Origin of the sequence: Flavobacterium sp. KACC 22758, from assembly GCF_028736135.1 — a bacterium.
GTDB classification, from domain to species: Bacteria; Bacteroidota; Bacteroidia; order Flavobacteriales; family Flavobacteriaceae; genus Flavobacterium; species Flavobacterium johnsoniae.
Map to the genome: position 1 here is coordinate 2,096,159 of NZ_CP117878.1, position 17,214 is coordinate 2,113,372.

The following is a 17,214-nucleotide window of genomic DNA, read 5'->3' on the forward strand; positions in this document are numbered from 1 at the left end:
AAAGGTCACAAAGAGAATTAATCTTTGCGAACCTTGCGTAAACCTTTGCGCTCTTTGCGGTTAAAGAATAAAAAAAAACTACAGTTTCAAAGTTCCTTCAATCCCGTCATCCATTGTTTTACCAGTTACAAGGGCAGTGGCCATTTTTGCTATGGCAACCATTTTACCGTGTTTGTTGTTCCAGTAATAACCGTCTTCGGGTGTAACTGTGATAACACTTAAATTTGGGTCGTCTTCTCCGCCTGGCATCCAGACTTTTACAATAGGATCGTATAATTCTTTGATGGTTTCTCTGTCGTACGAAATCGTTGCGGTTCCGTGCAGTGTAAGGAATTTATCGTGTGGTTCAGAAAAAAATATCTCAACCTGCGGATTTAAAGTAATCTCTGCATTCTGGCTGCTGTTGCGATCAGATAAAAACCAAAGACGTCCTAAATCATCAATTTTTTGAACCGACATTGGTCTTGATTGCAGTCTGTCGCTGTTGTAAGTACAAAACATGCAGGTTTTTATGTTTTCTGCCAAATCTTTGATTTTATTGACAGCAAATTCTTCAGTAAGGTCTTTATGATCTCCCATGGCTTTATTGTTTTTAAAGTTTTTATAATTTTAATTGTGTTTATGGAAACACGTAAAACAAAGTTGAGATTTTTATAACCGACTCAATTATAGAATTATATTTTAAAATTATCATATTTCAACAAGGTGTTTTTATGAGAATTTTTATACAAATTATTGATTTTTGTATAATTTACCCTATCTTTGGAGAAATAGACTTATCCCCAATATATATGAAAAACTTTACAATTTTTTATACTGATGATGATGAAGATGATTTAAACATCTTTACAGATGCTGTAGAGTCATTATCCAAAGATATTAACCTTAAGACTTACTCAGGCGGGGAAAAGCTTTTAGATGCCATTTATCATCCGCCTCCTGTGCCAAGTGTTATCTTTTTAGATTTAAATATGCCCGGAAAAAATGGATTTGATGTTTTAAACGAGCTTAAAGGTTCTAATAAAAGTGATATTCCGGTTATTATTTTTTCGACATCAAATGAGCCTGGTATTATTGAGAAATGCCTGAAATTGGGAGCTAATTATTTTATTACAAAGCCGGTTTTGATGAAGGATATTATAAAATCAATAGAGCATTCTCTCAACATCAACTGGAAAGAATTTGTTCCTGACAGTAAGAATTTTGTATATAAATTGTAATTACATTTTGATGTAGAAGAAACACCAAACTTATTTACTAAAATGAGTTTGGTGTTTTTTTATAGCTCCGGCAGAAAGATCTTAAACGTTGCTCCCTGGCCTTTTTCACTGCGTGCTTTTATAACTCCTTTGTGGTTTTCGACAATCTTTTTTACAATTGCCAGTCCAATTCCGGTTCCAGAGAATTCACTTTCAGTATTTAATCTTTGAAAAACCTCAAAAATACGCTCTTTGTATTCGTCGTCAAAGCCAATGCCGTTGTCTGAAATCCTCAAACAAAAGTAAATATTGTTGGGATAATCCACTTTAAAATCCAGTTTGTGTCCCACAACACGTCTTGCTTTAATCTGTATTTGAGGCGGAATTCCCTTGCGGGAAAATTTCAATGCATTTCCTATCAAATTATGCAGTAATTGTCTAAGCTGAAACGGCATAACAGTTCCTTCTCCAAGCGGATGAAGATCAATAACGGCTTTCTTTTCTTCAATGCGTTCAGAAAAATCCATTAAGACTTCTTCTACAATTTCGTCCAGATTCGTTTTTACAAAAATCCTTTCGGCAGAATTGGTTCTGGAATAGGTGAGAAGATCCTGAATTAATGTCTGCATTCTCTTTGCCGAAACTTCAATACGCTCTAAATAAGTTTTGGCTTTCGCCGAAATATTCTGGTCGTCTAACTCAGCCAGACGGCTTGCAAAAGTCTGGATTTTTCGAAGCGGTTCCTGTAAATCATGACTTGAAATATAAGCAAAAGACTGCAGTTCAATATTCATATTTATCAAATCCCTGTTCTTAAGTTCCAGTTCCTGAGTACGGTCATGAACTTGCTTGGCGAGCATATCTGAAAAATCCCTTTGGTTCTGAATATCAGTACTTGTACCTACCCACATTTGAATCTTTCCTTCAGTATTTCTTTGTGGAATAGCACGGCTCAATTGCCAGCGGTATTCGCCATCATGACGGCGGAATCGGTTTTCGAATAAATACTCTTCACCAGTTTTTACAGATTCCATCCATCGGTTTACATTTTCCTCGCGGTCTTCGGGATGAATAAACTGAAGCCAGCCGTTTTTTTCTACATCTTCTTTAGAAATTCCCGTAAAATCATACAGAGACTGATTGAAATAATCTATATTTCCCATCGCGTCGCTTGTCCATACAAACTGAGGCATCGAATCTGCAAGAACCCTGAATTTTTCCTCACTTTTCATTAAAATCTCATGTCTGTTTTTTTCGTCTGTTACATCCATAACAGTTCCCAGCATTTTGACAGGATTTTGTAATTCATCAAAAAATATTTTACCATGTACGCGTATCCAGCAGGTGGTATTGTCTGGTTTAAGAACGCGGGCTTCATATTTGTAAATATTAGTTTTTAAAGCCTTTTGATAGGCTTTTTCTAATATAGGCAGATCTGCAATATAAAATCGGTCGAGAATCTGCTGACGTGAAATTTTTATATTCTTTTTTAAACCAAAAAGCTCCGGCAGGTTATCAGAATAAATTAATTGCTGCGTATTAACATTTAAATCCCATGTTACAATTTCGGCAATTTCTGATGCTAATCGGGCCCTTTCCTCGGCATCTTCAACTTTTTTTCGGGCTTCGACTTTTTCTGTAACATCATTTACAGTAATCATAATCGACGATATTTCGCCGTTTTTTTCAAAAAGAGGGGTATATTGATAATCGAGATAATACTTTTTTAATTTGCCTTTTATATTGACGTATGCAATAGCTTCGCTTTCCCGAATTGTTTTACCATTGTACAGTACTTCATCTAGTAATTCAGGAAACTTTTGATTTAAAAGCTCCGGAAATACCTCCAGGGCGGGTTTGCCAATAACTTCGCTGGGCTTCTTCTGCCAAATCTCATCAAGCATTGCCGTATTGGCAAGTTCGATGATATAATCGTGGCCTTTAAAAATAGTCATGGCAATTGGCGACTGCATAACCAGATTTCGGAATGCTTTTTCGCTTTCGCTCAAAAAATACCTTGCCTTAACAGAATCAGTCACTTCGTAACCCACTACAATTACGCCGGTCACTTCGTTGTTTTCTTCTCGCAAAGGATGAAAAACCAAATTGAAATAACAGTCTTCCTGCTTTCCATAACGGTTTAAAGTAACCAATAACTCATTTGTAAAATAAGGGATTCCGTCTTCGTAAACCTGAGAGAGCAGGGGATGAACGGTTTCCTGAGCTTCGGGCACAGAGTCAAAAATTGATTTATGAAGCGTTTGTTCTTCGGTCTTATCAACTATTTGCAAGTATGTTTCATTAACCATTTCCACTACCAGATCAGCTCCTTTTAGAATGGCAATTCCAAGCGGCACCTGTTTTACGATGTTCTTAAAACGTTTTTCACTTTCTTCGATAGCATTTCGTGCCATTACTTGCAGTGTAACGTCGTTTGCGCTGGCTACAATTCCATAAATAGTACCGTCTGGTTCTTTCAAAGCTTCATAAACGACATTGATAAAAGTATCGACAACTTTGCCGTTTCGGGTTAGTTTTACCGGAAGTTCATTGGCAGTAAATCTTTCGCCTGTAAGGTAAACCTGCATTAGAATATCTTCTAAACCTCGGCCTGCGGCTTCAGGAAGCGATTTAAAAATAGGTTTGTTGAGGACTTCATGTTCTTCTCGTTCCCATATTTCGAGCATGGGTTCGTTTGCTATTTCTACAATAAAACTGCTTCCTTTAAAAATACACATCGCATTTGGCGCCTGCATAAGATTTTCCTTGTAGCGTTTATTGCTTTCTTCAAGGTTTTTGCGAATGTTTACTTTATCGGTAGTTTCGTTGCAAATCACCAGAACTCCGGCAATATTTCCACCTTCACTTTTTACGGGACTATAACTAAAAGTCCAGTAAACATCTTCCATTTTTCCGTTTCTGTAGATAGGCAGATACAGATCTTCATGCCAGGTAGCTTCGCCTTCAGTTAAAACCTGATTAATAAGCGGGCCTATAAAATGCCATATTTCCGGCCAGTATTCGGCACCTTTTTGTCCCAGTATATGCGGATGTTTCCCGTCGTTGCCCAGACTTGGGCGGTAAGCATCATTATAAAAGCAAATATGTTCTGGTCCCCAAAATAAAAACATCGGGAACTTTGAGTTTAACAGAATTCCTAAAGTAGTACAAAGACTCTGCGGCCAGGTTTCTATGGCACCAACAGAAGTATTACTCCAGTCTTTGGCACGAGTTAACGCACCCATTTCGCCTCCTTTTGCAAGGAAATCGTAATTTTTATTAGTCATTAAAAATTTGTTTTTGTTCTGATTGAAACAATGAAATTTATGTAATAAATATAGTACTTTTTACTATATATCATAATGAAATTTAAAATTAATAAAAATTAATTTCGATACTCTTTTGCTTTTTTGAATGAGGCAACATTAAAATCTATTGAGTTAATTTTCATTGGTTTTATTGAAGAACTTTGAATTAAATAAGATTATTGCTAATCTGAAATCTGAAAACCATGAAACGAGAGCAAAAACACGAAACCGACTATATACAGAAATATCAAGATGAGGGCTATACTAAAAATTATTTATTTGAAAATGGATGCCTGATTGATTCTGATACAAAATATGCTTATCAGCCAGACGAAATTTACATTGTAGCACACCATCGTTATGAAGGAATGAGCGACCCAGATGATATGTCGATCTTATATGTTATTGAAACCAAAGACCAGCAGCGAGGAACTCATTTATTAGGATACGGCCCAACCGCTGATTTAGAAGAAGCTGAATTTTTTAAAGATATCCCAAAAAAGAACTATTCGAAAAATTCGGATATCAATGAACTTACATAAAATAAAATAGATAAGTATTTTTATTTTGCTGAGGAGCAGTTGTTCCAGATTTATCTGGGGCAGCTGTTTTTTCATTTTAAGGTCTAAGCTGCTGAGTTGCTAAGGCACTAAGTTTTTTGGTTTTTTAATCTTAATTCTGAGTTTTTTAGAATCTCAGAACCTCTGTGTAAAAATTATGAAATTTCTGATTGAAATTGTATAAGGATTTGACTTACAATTAACACGAAATTTGACTTATACAAAATGAGATATGAAAATACGAATTGTTTTTATACAGATAAGTATTGAAACGATTCTCTAAAGCAAAATAAAAAAATGAGAAAACTTTACTTAAATACTGGAGAATTTGATACCGTTTTTAACGATTTGAAGGACAGTTTCTGCGGAAAACTTACTGCAAAAAACAATGAATATAATTTAGAAATTAATTCAAAATGGACAAAAGGTTCTATAAAAGGAACCCGTTTTGATGATAAGGTTTTGTTTATGCATTTTGATCTTGAATTTCATCAGGAAGTAAGTTTAAGTATTGAATCTATGAAAACGGCGCCGGTCTTTTTTGTTTATTGTGAAAATGGAACTGTAAGCCACAGTTTTGGAGCAAATGGTGAAAAGAAAGTATTGAGTAAAAATCAATCGGCTGTTTTGAGTAATTCTTCTGTAATAAATAGTGTATTGTATTTTGAAAGTTATAAACGTATTCAGTTTACATTGTTAGGCATGCCAACGCTTACTAACAGAGATTCTGAACTGGTTTCTCAGGTAAAACAGCGTTTTACCAACGATTCTGGAAATTATATTTATGTGGGAAAAGAGAATCCAAAAATCTCAGATAAAATTCAGGAATACAAAACTGTTCCGCAAAAAGGTATTGTGGGAACGCTTCTTAAAAAAAGCATTTTAAAAAATATTATAGAAATGGAAGTAGAGCAGCACAGTTTCAATTATTTAAAAACATTTGATCCTGTTGTAAATATTGCAAAAAGACAGATTAACGAAATTAAACGAATTTCGACCATGAATTTCTCTGAAATGGTTGCAGCTGCAAAACTTTTTAGAACAAAATATCATTTTTCATTTAAGCCATACAACCAAAAATTAGCTAGCTAAGAAGCATTATATATATTAACTACTATTACGAAAAAAACAGCTTTCCTAAAGAGCTGTTTTTTTTATTTAAGGTGCTTTTCTAAGGTTGTGAGATGCTAAGGTTCTAAGGTACTAAGATTTTTGGCTCTCTGATTTTACAGGTTAAACCGGTTTTTCACTGGTTTTTTATTTCTTGAAAAACCGCAGACTAAAATTATATTCTTCAAATCTTAAAATAAGTTTTAAAGGAGCAAAACTTTGCGTGTCTGCTTCTCTGCGAGATTAAAAACATCCCGAAAAAACTCAGAACCTTAGCACCTTAGCATCTTTAAAAAAAAACTACTCTTTCTTATAAGTAATAATAAAATAAATCATAGTGAGATTAAGGCATAAGGAAACACTGTTGGTAATTATTATGGGAAGATCTTCTTTGAGAATTCCGTAAATAATCCAGACAAGAATACCGAAAGTCAGAATGCTGAAAGTTTTAAGGGAAATATCCTTGACTTTCTTAGTTTTCCAGACTTTAACAATCTGTGGAATTGTTGATATTGTAATACAGCCTCCGGCAAAAAGACCTATGACGTCTATAAAATTCATTTTTTTGAGGTTCTAAGGTTATTAAGATTCTAAGATACTGAGATTCTAAGACTTTGAGTTTTTTTCTGCAGTCATTCGCTCATAAAACACTGTGTTAACCTGTTCAATCCGCTAAATCTGCGGGCAAAAAAAATCTAGCCCCCAACTAATTCACCACCGTTAATATGAATAAACTGTCCGGTGATATAACTGCTGTCTTCGCAGGCCAGAAAAACGTAAGCAGGTCCAACTTCAGACGGTTGTCCGGCTCTTTCCATTGGATTGTCTTTTCCAAAGTCAGAAACCTTATCGAAAGTTGCCACGATTAACGGTGTCCATATTGGTCCTGGCGCAATACCATTCACTCTGATTTTTCTTTTTGCCAGCATAGACGAAAGTGATCTTGTAAAACTAACAATTGCACCTTTTGTACTGGCATAATCTGCTAAGTGCTCACTGCCGCGATAAGCTGTAACAGAACTGGTATTGATAATTGTATCACCTTCTTTTAAATGCGGAAGTGCGGCTTTGGTAATATAGAAATACGGATAAATATTGGTTTCAAAGGTTTTATGCAGTTGTGCGGCGGTAATTTTTTCTAATTCATTCTGCGGAAATTGTATAGCCGCATTATTCACCAGAACATCTATGGTTTTAAAGGTCGAAACACATTTTTTGACAGCCTCTTTACAGAATTTTTCATCTTTAAGATCGCCGCTTATAAGCAGGCACTGCTGTCCTTCTTTTTCAATCATTTCTTTGGTCAGCTTTGCGTCTTTATCTTCTTTTAGATACACAATTGCAATGTTTGCGCCTTCACGGGCAAAATGCACGGCTGCACTTCGGCCAATACCGCTGTCTCCGCCAGTAATAAAAGCAGTTTTACCTAAAAGTTTACCGCTTCCGGTATAATTTTCTCTGATAATTTCTGGTTCCGGATTCATTTTATGTTCGTTTCCCGGAAGTTCTTGTTTCTGTTCCGGAAATGTCTTAGGTTTTTTCATGATATTCTAATTTTATGATATTCTTCTAGCTTAAAATTAGTGTGTCTTGTATGAAAATACAGACTGTAAGAAATATAATTTTGCCTCAAAAAGATGAAAATTGAGCAAAAAAAGAAAGAAAAGGATTATTTTTTTAAAGCCGTAGTTAATTTTTTGGATTTGTATGAATGCCTGAATCACTGATTAAGTTGAAGTTAATTTAAGACATGGGAATTATGTAACGAATTTGATTTTGAATAAAAGTGCTTTGTTCTTTAAATTTATACATTTGAAAGTTTTGACTGCTTTTTGAATAGGATCAGATGTTCAAAATGATGAGTAGTAAATTATTTTTTAATTCATAAACGCTTTATTCCCCATAACGGCATGGTATTAATTGTAGATGATATCAAGGCAAATATTATTGCCTTAAAGAAAACATTAGAATTGCACGACATTGACGTAGATACTGCTGAATCTGGAGAAGAAGCGCTGAAAAAAATATTAAAAACAAACTACTGTCTTATTATTATGGACGTACAAATGCCGGGACTTGACGGCTTTGAAGTAGTTAAAATTCTCTCAGGAAATAAACGAACAAAAGATATTCCTGTAATTTTTCTTTCAGCTTTAAATATTGAAAAGAAATACATTTTTAAAGGATATGAAACCGGAGCTGTAGAATATATTACGAAACCGGTTGATACTGATTTGCTGATGCTTAAAGTAAAGACTTTCCTTAAAATTTACGAACAGCAGAACGAATTAAAACTTACCAAAGAACTTCTTTCTAAAGAAATCAAAATTAGAAAAGAGGCGCAAGACAATCTCGAAATCAAAATCGCCGAAAGAACCAAAGAACTGGTTTTAAAAAACGAAGAGTTAGAGATGAAAAACCACGAATTGCAGCAGTTTGCCTGGGTGGTTTCGCACGACTTAAACGAACCTATACGGAAAATCCAGATTTTTATTAAAATAATTAAAGAACTTTATCTCAAAGAAGATGATAAGGGTATTGATTATGTCGACCGAACGATAAAATCAGCAGAAAGAATGCAGACTTTAATTACAGACCTTCTGGCTTATTCTCGTTTATCTGCACAGGTAAAACCTGAAGTTACAGATTTAAATATCGTCTTGCAGGAAGTTCTTTCTGATTTTGATTATTTAATTGAAAGAAAAAATGCAATTGTAAAAACAACCGAACTTCCTACGATAGATAGTATTCCAAGTCAGCTTAGACAAGTATTTCAAAATCTTATAGGAAATGCACTCAAATTCTCCGGAGCAAATGAACCTCCATTAATCGAAATAACTTCAGAATTAATTGTCGACAAATCGTTTGACAGCCCGACTTCTCCGGAAGGGAAATACTGCAGGATTATTGTAAAAGACAACGGAATAGGCTTTGATGAAATTTATCTCGACAGAATTTTTATCATTTTTCAAAGCTTAAACGACCGTCAGACTTATGAAGGTACCGGAATTGGACTTGCAATTGCAAAAAAAATCATCGAAAAACACAACGGATTAATAACCGCAAGGAGTGAAGTAGGCAAAGGCGCGAGCTTTATAATTATTCTTCCTTTAAAATACGAAAAATAAAATAATTTAGAATATATGAATGGTAACTTTAAAAGAAATCTGCTTATAAGTTCATTGGTTTCGCTGTTTGTACTTACTATTAGCTCTGTAGCTTCATTTATTAGCATTAAAAGCCTATTAAACAGCAATTTTTGGGTCAATCATACTCAGGACGTAATTTATAACTTAAACGAAGGATCGTCTATTATTACAGAGGCACAAACCAGTATGAGAGGATATCTTCTTACGGGTGATGAACAGTTTGTAGATCGTTTTAACGATTCTGAAGCCAAATCAAATGCTTATTTTGAAAAGCTGGATGAACTTACATCTGATAATATTTCGCAGCAAAAACTGTTAGAACAACTGCGTTCTAAACGTTCAGGTTTCTTTAAATATCTAAACAATCAGATTGTTAAAAAGCGTTTAAGCAAAGAAACATTAATCTTTGACTTAAACGAAGGACGAAACATGATGAATGAAATCAAGGCGATTATTAAAAAAGTTGAAAATACAGAACAAAGACTTTTAGAAGAACGCAATGCCAATTCTGAGCGTTATGGAACGTATAGTTTGATTTTAATAGTAGTGGCTTTTTTCATCGCTTTTATTATTTCGATAGTATTCTTATTTCGTATTTTAAAAGATTACAACGAGCGTTCGTTACTGCAGAGAGAACTGGAGAAAAAAGATATAGAAACTGCTCAGAGGATTGAAGCAATCAGTACAATCGCCAGTAATATTTCAAAAGGAAATTATGACATTCGTGTAGACGATACAAAAGCCGATGCACTTGGAAGTGTAGGCGAGTCGTTAAATTATATGGGAGTTTCTCTTAAAAACTCTTTCGATTTATTGTCTCAAAAAGAATGGCTTCAAACCGGAGTAGCAGAATTAAACAATGTAATGCTGGGAGAAAAAACGCTGCAAAAACTTTCTAAAGATGTTATTGAGTTTTTATGCCAGTATACTAACAGCAGTGCAGGTGTTTTGTATGTTTTAGAAGATAACGAATTGATATCTTCAGGAGGTTACAGCTATATACCGAGTAAAAATCGTGAAAGAATTCAAAAAGGCGAAGGCTTAATTGGTCAGGCTATTACTTCTGGAAAAATTCTGGAACTAAAAACCTTATCACCGGATGATATTCAGATTAATTATGCTTTGGGACAAATTAAACCAACACATATTGTGGCACTTCCTTTAATAGATAACAAAATTGAAGGTGCAGTTGAACTGGCCAGTATTTATGGTTTTTCAGAACTTCATTTAGAGTTTTTAAAATCAGTTGGAAACAATATTGGAATCGCAATTCGTTCTACTCAAAACAGAAAACGAGTTCTTGAATTATTAGAAGAAACCAAATCACAGTCAGAAGAACTTCAGGTACAGCACAGCGAACTTGAAGCAATTAACGCAGAATTAGAAGCACAGACTGAAAAACTGCAGGCTTCTGAAGAAGAATTACGTGTACAGCAGGAAGAACTGGAGCAGACTAACGAAGAGCTTTCGGAAAGAAGTGTTTTACTGGAAGAAAAAAACAATGAAATCCAAAAGAAATCAGAAGCTCTTGAATTAACGACTCGTTACAAATCTGAGTTTTTGGCCAATATGTCGCATGAATTAAGAACGCCTCTTAACTCAATTTTACTCCTAAGCCGATTATTATCTGAAAATAATAATCAAAGTATGAACAATGAAGAAATCGAATTTGCTAAAGTAATTCAGAGTTCAGGAAACAGTTTATTAGGTTTAATTGATGAGATTCTGGATTTATCTAAAATCGAGGCTGGAAAAATGGAGCTTGAATTCCTTGATGTTTCGACCAAAGAAATCACAGATACACTTTGGAATTTATTTAATCTTGTAGCCAAAGAAAAAGGAATTGAGTTTGAAATTATTTCTAAAGATGCACCGCTTGTTATTAAAACAGACAAAATGCGTTTAGAACAAATTCTAAAAAACCTGATTTCAAACGCCATCAAATTTACCGAAAAAGGAAAAGTAAGCTTAGAAATAAAAATAGATACAGACGACGATAAAATTATTTGTTTTATTGTAAAAGATACCGGAATTGGAATTCCGATCGAAAAACAGCCATTGGTTTTTGAAGCATTTCAACAGGCAGACGGTTCTACAAAACGCAAATACGGCGGTACTGGTTTAGGATTATCAATAAGCAGGGAGCTGGCTAAATTGCTTAAAGGCGAAATCGTCCTGCATAGTAAAGTAAACGAAGGAAGCTCATTTACATTATGTCTTCCTGTTTATGGTTCGGCTATTCATAAAGTAAATGTAGAAAAAATACCGCCGACAGATTTTACAGAAATCGAATCAGAAACAGAGCCAATTGTATCAAAAAAATACATAAGTCCTGTGATTCCTGATGAAATTGACGATGACAGAGAGTCTGTAAAACTAGGCGATAAAGTAATTTTGATTATTGAAGACGATATTAATTTTGCAAAATCACTATTAGCATTTACACGTCAAAAAGGATATAAAGGAATTGTAGCCGTACGTGGTGATTATGCCTTAAACTTTACTTTATTGTATAAACCGGTTGGAGTTTTACTTGATATTGAACTTCCGGTAAAAAGCGGCTGGGAGGTTCTGGAAGAACTTAAAAATCATGCAGAAACCAAACATATTCCGGTTCACATTATGTCATCACATAAACTAAAACAGGAAAGTTTATTAAAAGGAGCAGTAGATTTCTTAGACAAACCGGTAGCATTCGATAAAATTCCAGATGTGTTTTTACGTATAGAACATATTATTAATAAAGAAGCCCAAAAGGTTCTAATTATCGAAGACAATCCAAAACATGCCAAAGCACTGGCTTATTTCTTAGAGACTTATAACATTAATTCAGAAATAAAAAGCGAAGTTTCCGATGGAATTCAGGCCTTAGGCAAAACCGAAGTAGACTGCGTAATTCTGGATATGGGAATTCCGGATAAACAAGCGTATCAAATTCTGGACGGCGTGAAGAAAAATCCAGGCTTAGAGAAACTTCCCGTTATTGTATTTACAGGAAAAAGTCTGTCATTAAAAGAAGAAGTAAAAATTAAAAAATATGCTGATTCTATTATTGTAAAAACAGCACATTCTTATCAAAGAATGCTCGATGAAGTTTCATTGTTCCTGCATTTAGTAGAAGATAAAAAAGAAGGAGCAGATAAAAAAGACGGACATAAAAAGCTAAATTTACTTAACAATATCCTGCACGATAAAAAAGTGCTGATTGTAGACGATGATGTTCGCAATATTTATTCGCTTACAAAAGCGTTAGAAGTTTTCAAAATGACCATTATTACGGCATTTGACGGAAATGATGCAATAAAGGTTTTAAGCGAAAACCCAGATACCGATGTTGTTTTATTAGATATGATGATGCCGCACATGGACGGTTATGAAACAGCCGAAAAAATACGCGCTAATCCTAAGTTCTTAAATCTTCCGGTAATTGCCGTTACAGCAAAAGCAATGACAGGAGACAGAGAAAAATGTATAAAAGCCGGCGCTTCAGATTATATTACAAAACCGGTAGACGTAGATCAGCTTTTATCATTATTGAGAGTTTGGCTGTATGACAGGGTTTAAAATGAATTGATTCAATTGAAACCTGACAGGATTTTAAAACCTGTCAGGTTTAATAAAATAATATTAGATGAGTAATAAACGACTTTTAATTGTAGATGACGATTCCAGAAATATATTCGCATTAACGCATACTTTGCGCGTCAAATCATACGATTGTTTGTCTTGCACAAGTGCCGAAGAAGCTTTAAAACTGCTTAAATCTGATGAAGAGATCGACGCCGTTTTACTGGATATGATGATGCCCGAAATGGACGGTTACGAGGCAATTCCGTTAATAAAAGCAATTCCGTCAAGAAAATCGATATTTGTTGTTGCAGTTACAGCCCAGGCTATGACAGGCGATAAGGAAAAATGTTTAGAGGCTGGAGCCGATGATTACATCTCTAAACCAGTTGATGTTGATAAATTACTGCTTATACTAAGCAAAATTTGATGAATTATGATTGAGGATATTGAACTGGAAACGCTTATCAATGAGGTTTATGAGTATTATGGTTTTGATTTTAGCAGTTATTCAAGAGCATCGCTGAAAAGGCGTGTTTACAGAGTATATCAATTAGATGGATTTACTCATTTTCATGAATTTTTATCAAAAGTCCGTACAGACCCTGAATATTACAAAAGAATGGTCGACGAAATTACGGTTAATGTTACCGAGATGTTTCGCGATCCGGCATTTTACAGCATACTCAGAAAAGAAATTTTACCGCTTTTGGGTACAAAACCATTCATCAGATTATGGCATGCCGGCTGTTCAACCGGAGAAGAAGTATATTCTATGGCAATTATGCTCAAAGAAGCAGGTTTGCTGCATAAATCCTTAATTTATGCAACAGACATTAATGCAACCGTTCTGGATACAGCAAAAAAAGGAATTTTTCCGCTCAGAATGATGAAAGAGTATTCGCAAAACTATCGTGATGCAGGCGGGCAGGAAGATTTTTCGAGTTATTATACTGCTAATTACGGCATAGCCAAATTTAACGAAGAACTGTCGCAAAAAATGGTGTATTCGCAGCACAATTTAGTTTCAGACACATCATTTAATGAGTTTGATATGATCTTGTGCCGTAATGTTTTAATTTATTTTGATAATGACCTTCAAAAAAGAGTCATTAATTTATTTGATGAAAGTTTAGCTGTTTTAGGGTTTCTCGCCTTAGGCACAAAAGAAACCATAAAATATTCTATTTCTCCAGGCAAATACAAACAGTTTGAAAAAGAGAAAATATGGAGGAAAATAAAATAATATCTAACTGCCGGTTAACTATAATAGGAGGGTCAGCAGGGAGCTTAAATGCCTTAATGCAGATTTTACCAGAATTAAAAAGATTACATAATTTTGCCGTTGTCATAGTACTGCACCGCAAAAGTACCGACGACCAGACTTTAGAAGAACTCATTACTTTAAAATCGAGCGTTCCGGTAAAAGCAATTGAAGACAAAACCAATCTTAAACCAGGTTTTGTCTATGTAGCCCCATCAAACTATCATTTATTATTTGAAAAAGATGATACAATGGCACTTGATATTTCAGAGAAAATAAATTACAGTCGTCCCAGTATAGATGTTTCTTTCGAATCAGCAGCAGAAATATATGGAGATTCTCTGGTTGGAATTCTATTATCAGGATCAAACACAGACGGAACAGAAGGTTTAAAAGCCATTCAGGCAGCAGGCGGTAAAATTGTAGTGCAGAATCCGCTTTCTGCAGATATGCCTTTCATGCCTAATAATGCTATTTTATTTACAAAGCCGGATTATGTTTTAAACAACAAGGAAATATTAGAACTGCTCAATTCAATTAATACCTAAAATTTACTTTTCAGGTTTCGGCCTTTCATCTTCAGGAGGAATAACTTTATATAATTCTGCGTCTTGTTCAGCACGTCTCTGCGCTGCTTTTCCTTTACCAATTGGTATTCCTGCTGTTAAGTACAAAGACCTGTTGTAAACATTTGGGCCGTCGCCTTTCATAACCGGAACCAATCCGTAATAATATTGAATGGTAACATTTAATCCGTTGCCTACATTCATGTGATACCCCGTTCCAAAGGCAATTCCGGCATCAATAACCCTGATTTCATCTCTAATTTTTTTCTTGTAAACAACATCATTTTTGTTGACTTCATTTTTAAACTCATCAAAAGCCGAAGCCAAAAGCCCCAGTTGAGGTCCTGCTTTAAGGTAAATTCTATTTTTAAATTGATATTTAATTAAAATAGGCACATTAAAATACCGAATTTCTCTGTTAACAGTTCCACCTGCAAAAGCGTTATCCAGGTTAACATCATCTAAAGAATAAACCGGAATATGGCGCGCACCCATTGGCGATTTTACAATTACACCTGTATTTATCATCCATGCCGGATTTTGTTTGGAACGAATATCAAAATAAAAACCAAGATTAAAACCCGGGTTCATACCAGAACTTTCCAAATCAGAAATATCAGAAAGATTGAGACCGCCTTCCAGACCAAATTCCAAAAAAGGAGAATTTAGTTTATCACCAAAAATCAAAGAGATCAAAACCTGCGACTTCGCCTGATGTATCGAAAATACCGCGATAAGTAATATTAGACTTTTTTTCATAAACAGGATTTATAATCCAAAACGATATTGTATTCCTCCTAAAGCTTGTGTTCGAGTTCCCAGAAAACCAGCTTCGACCCTAAACATGATATGTTTATTGAGTTGGTATTGAGTACCTACAATAAAATTCCACATATCTTTTGGTCTTTTTTGAAGCGAATATTGAATCGATGACGAATCAGCAGTGCTCAAAGCCCCATCTAAAGTGGATAGAAAATTTCCGGCACTTTCCAATGCACGATTTGCCGTATTATGTTTAGCCGCGTTAGCAGGATTTTTTTGTTCAGCAGGTGTTAGTCCGCTCCACCAGGTGTCGACTTTTTGCTGATTTTCAGAAACTTTATCTAATCCATTGTCAACTTTTGCCTGCGCTGTAGATAAATCAATTATATCAGATAAATTAATATTTCCATTTGTATTTCCGGAAATATGAACCCTGAAACCGCCCACCCAAACCGCTATATTTTGGTCTGCTTTAGGAAGTTTAAATGTTTTTCCTAAACGAGGGCCAAATACATACGAAAAAGCAGGTTTATCTAAAGCACTTACATCTGTCCAGGCCATATTCATATCAAGTGCGAGCCACCCGCCCCCAATTCCTATGGTTGGTGTCATCCCAAAACCAAATGTCGTAGCGCTGAAACTTGCTTTTGTACTAAAATTGGCAATTTCAGTCCAATTATTATCAGCATCAGGAATATAAATCCCTGCATTGATTTTTGTTGAAGGATTTGATTTTCCAAAAATACCATAGATGTTTAAAAAAGGCAGCAGCCAAATATCCGGACGAATAGTTAGTGCTCCCGCTTCGACAGAAGATTTATCAAAGCGTACAATTTCGTCTAAATTATACATTGGGCCATTATTAAAACCCACTTGCAGGTTACTAATGATAATTTCAGAATCCTGCCAGAAATAATTTAGGGAAAGCCCGGCAGAATAAGGAAGTTTGTATCCTTTCTGAGCTACTTTTTCACCCCAGATAGGAAGTGCATACGGATAATCGGCTACTTTAAGACTGTCTTTTAACTCTTGGTTTTTTTGTCCTACGATTTTTTCAGTATAAACCTGACCGAAAAATGAAATACTAGATAATAAAAAAAGGGCTGATATTAGTTTTTTACATTTCATTGATTAGAGTATTAATTGATTAAAATAAAACTGCTTGAAATAAATGTGGACTAATGTATTCTAATGCGGAATTTCGGCTTGTCTTTTTGTTTTACTGGAGTATAAAATGATTGTATTAAGAGGGAATTATGTGTTAATTAATGTTAAAGTTAACTAAAAAAATCTTTGTTAAGAATTATTTTTAATAAAAATGATTTAAAATCAGTGTTTTACATGTTTTTTTGAAACTGAAAAGAATAATGTATTATTTTTACAGTCATGAAATGGATCACTATTTTATTGTCAATTTATTTGATGGCACTTTCAAATATGCCTTGTGCAGATATGGAAGTAAATAGTGCTATGCATAAAACGGCGCAGTTTGCTTCAGAAGACAATCACTCCCATGATAAAGACAATGATTTATGTTCTCCGTTTTGTGCCTGTAACTGTTGCGGCGCACAGGTTTTAAGTTACCATTCTGCTGTAAGTTTTGAGTTTCCTAAAACTTACAATCAAATTTCAATAGTTTTACCAAGTTACAGTTCAGTTTTTATTTCCAATTTCTACGGAAATATTTGGCAGCCCCCTCAAATAGCATAATGATTATGCCTGTCCGGTA

At 34.7% G+C, this 17,214-nt stretch carries 15 protein-coding genes; 9 read left to right on the forward strand and 6 right to left on the reverse strand.

The features are described from left to right. Positions 1 to 78 precede the first annotated feature (78 nt). Positions 79 to 579, reverse strand: coding sequence for a pyridoxamine 5'-phosphate oxidase family protein (locus PQ462_RS09105; RefSeq protein WP_012025345.1), 501 nt, complete (start codon positions 577 to 579; stop codon positions 79 to 81). Positions 580 to 791: 212 nt separating this feature from the next. Between PQ462_RS09105 and PQ462_RS09110 the strand changes: the two genes are divergently transcribed. Continuing rightward, the gene (locus PQ462_RS09110; RefSeq protein WP_274253197.1) at positions 792 to 1,220 is read left to right on the forward strand and encodes a response regulator; all 429 of its coding nucleotides are present in this window, start codon (positions 792 to 794) and stop codon (positions 1,218 to 1,220) included. 59 nt (positions 1,221 to 1,279) lie between these two features. On the opposite strand, the gene PQ462_RS09115 is transcribed toward PQ462_RS09110, so the two are convergent. Next, positions 1,280 to 4,486 (reverse strand): PAS domain-containing protein, encoded by a 3,207-nt coding sequence (locus PQ462_RS09115; RefSeq protein WP_274253198.1) that lies wholly within the window; start codon positions 4,484 to 4,486, stop codon positions 1,280 to 1,282. Between the two features lie 224 nt (positions 4,487 to 4,710). Between PQ462_RS09115 and PQ462_RS09120 the strand changes: the two genes are divergently transcribed. Then, positions 4,711 to 5,049 carry a hypothetical protein gene (locus tag PQ462_RS09120; protein ID WP_121361528.1) on the forward strand — a complete coding sequence of 113 codons (339 nt, stop codon included), beginning with the start codon at positions 4,711 to 4,713 and terminating at the stop codon, positions 5,047 to 5,049. 315 nt (positions 5,050 to 5,364) lie between these two features. Next, complete coding sequence (locus tag PQ462_RS09125) at positions 5,365 to 6,159, forward strand: hypothetical protein (protein WP_121361527.1); 795 nt, start codon at positions 5,365 to 5,367, stop codon at positions 6,157 to 6,159. Positions 6,160 to 6,477: 318 nt separating this feature from the next. On the opposite strand, the gene PQ462_RS09130 is transcribed toward PQ462_RS09125, so the two are convergent. Together PQ462_RS09130 and PQ462_RS09135 are read right to left on the reverse strand one after the other, a co-directional pair. After that, positions 6,478 to 6,738, reverse strand: a complete 261-nt coding sequence (locus tag PQ462_RS09130) for a SemiSWEET family sugar transporter (RefSeq protein WP_274253199.1) — start codon at positions 6,736 to 6,738, stop codon at positions 6,478 to 6,480. A gap of 134 nt (positions 6,739 to 6,872) precedes the next feature. Continuing rightward, on the reverse strand, positions 6,873 to 7,721 hold the full coding sequence (locus PQ462_RS09135) for an SDR family oxidoreductase (protein ID WP_274253200.1): 849 nt from the start codon (positions 7,719 to 7,721) through the stop codon (positions 6,873 to 6,875). Positions 7,722 to 8,087: 366 nt separating this feature from the next. On the opposite strand from PQ462_RS09135, the gene PQ462_RS09140 reads away from it, so the two are divergent. The 5 genes from PQ462_RS09140 to PQ462_RS09160 all read left to right on the forward strand — a co-directional run bounded on the left by PQ462_RS09140 (position 8,088) and on the right by PQ462_RS09160 (position 14,705). Continuing rightward, positions 8,088 to 9,305, forward strand: coding sequence for a hybrid sensor histidine kinase/response regulator (locus tag PQ462_RS09140; protein WP_274253201.1), 1,218 nt, complete (start codon positions 8,088 to 8,090; stop codon positions 9,303 to 9,305). A 15-nt stretch (positions 9,306 to 9,320) separates the two neighbouring features. Further along, on the forward strand, positions 9,321 to 12,890 hold the full coding sequence (locus tag PQ462_RS09145; protein WP_274253202.1) for a response regulator: 3,570 nt from the start codon (positions 9,321 to 9,323) through the stop codon (positions 12,888 to 12,890). Positions 12,891 to 12,957: 67 nt separating this feature from the next. Further along, entirely contained in the window at positions 12,958 to 13,323 is a 366-nt protein-coding gene (locus tag PQ462_RS09150) for a response regulator (protein ID WP_274253203.1), read from the forward strand. A gap of 6 nt (positions 13,324 to 13,329) precedes the next feature. Next, positions 13,330 to 14,139, forward strand: coding sequence for a CheR family methyltransferase (locus tag PQ462_RS09155; RefSeq protein ID WP_121361523.1), 810 nt, complete (start codon positions 13,330 to 13,332; stop codon positions 14,137 to 14,139). Next, entirely contained in the window at positions 14,121 to 14,705 is a 585-nt protein-coding gene (locus PQ462_RS09160; protein ID WP_274253204.1) for a chemotaxis protein CheB, read from the forward strand. The genes PQ462_RS09155 and PQ462_RS09160 overlap by 19 nt, the downstream gene beginning before the upstream one ends. A 3-nt stretch (positions 14,706 to 14,708) precedes the next feature. Here the strand turns inward: PQ462_RS09160 and PQ462_RS09165 are convergent, their stop codons facing one another. Both PQ462_RS09165 and PQ462_RS09170 read right to left on the reverse strand, forming a co-directional pair. After that, positions 14,709 to 15,482, reverse strand: coding sequence for a porin family protein (locus PQ462_RS09165; protein WP_274253205.1), 774 nt, complete (start codon positions 15,480 to 15,482; stop codon positions 14,709 to 14,711). A 9-nt stretch (positions 15,483 to 15,491) separates the two neighbouring features. Further along, positions 15,492 to 16,613, reverse strand: a complete 1,122-nt coding sequence (locus PQ462_RS09170; RefSeq protein WP_012025332.1) for a hypothetical protein — start codon at positions 16,611 to 16,613, stop codon at positions 15,492 to 15,494. Positions 16,614 to 16,871: 258 nt separating this feature from the next. On the opposite strand from PQ462_RS09170, the gene PQ462_RS09175 reads away from it, so the two are divergent. After that, positions 16,872 to 17,195, forward strand: a complete 324-nt coding sequence (locus PQ462_RS09175) for a DUF6660 family protein (protein WP_274253207.1) — start codon at positions 16,872 to 16,874, stop codon at positions 17,193 to 17,195. The last annotated feature ends 19 nt before the right edge of the window (positions 17,196 to 17,214 follow it).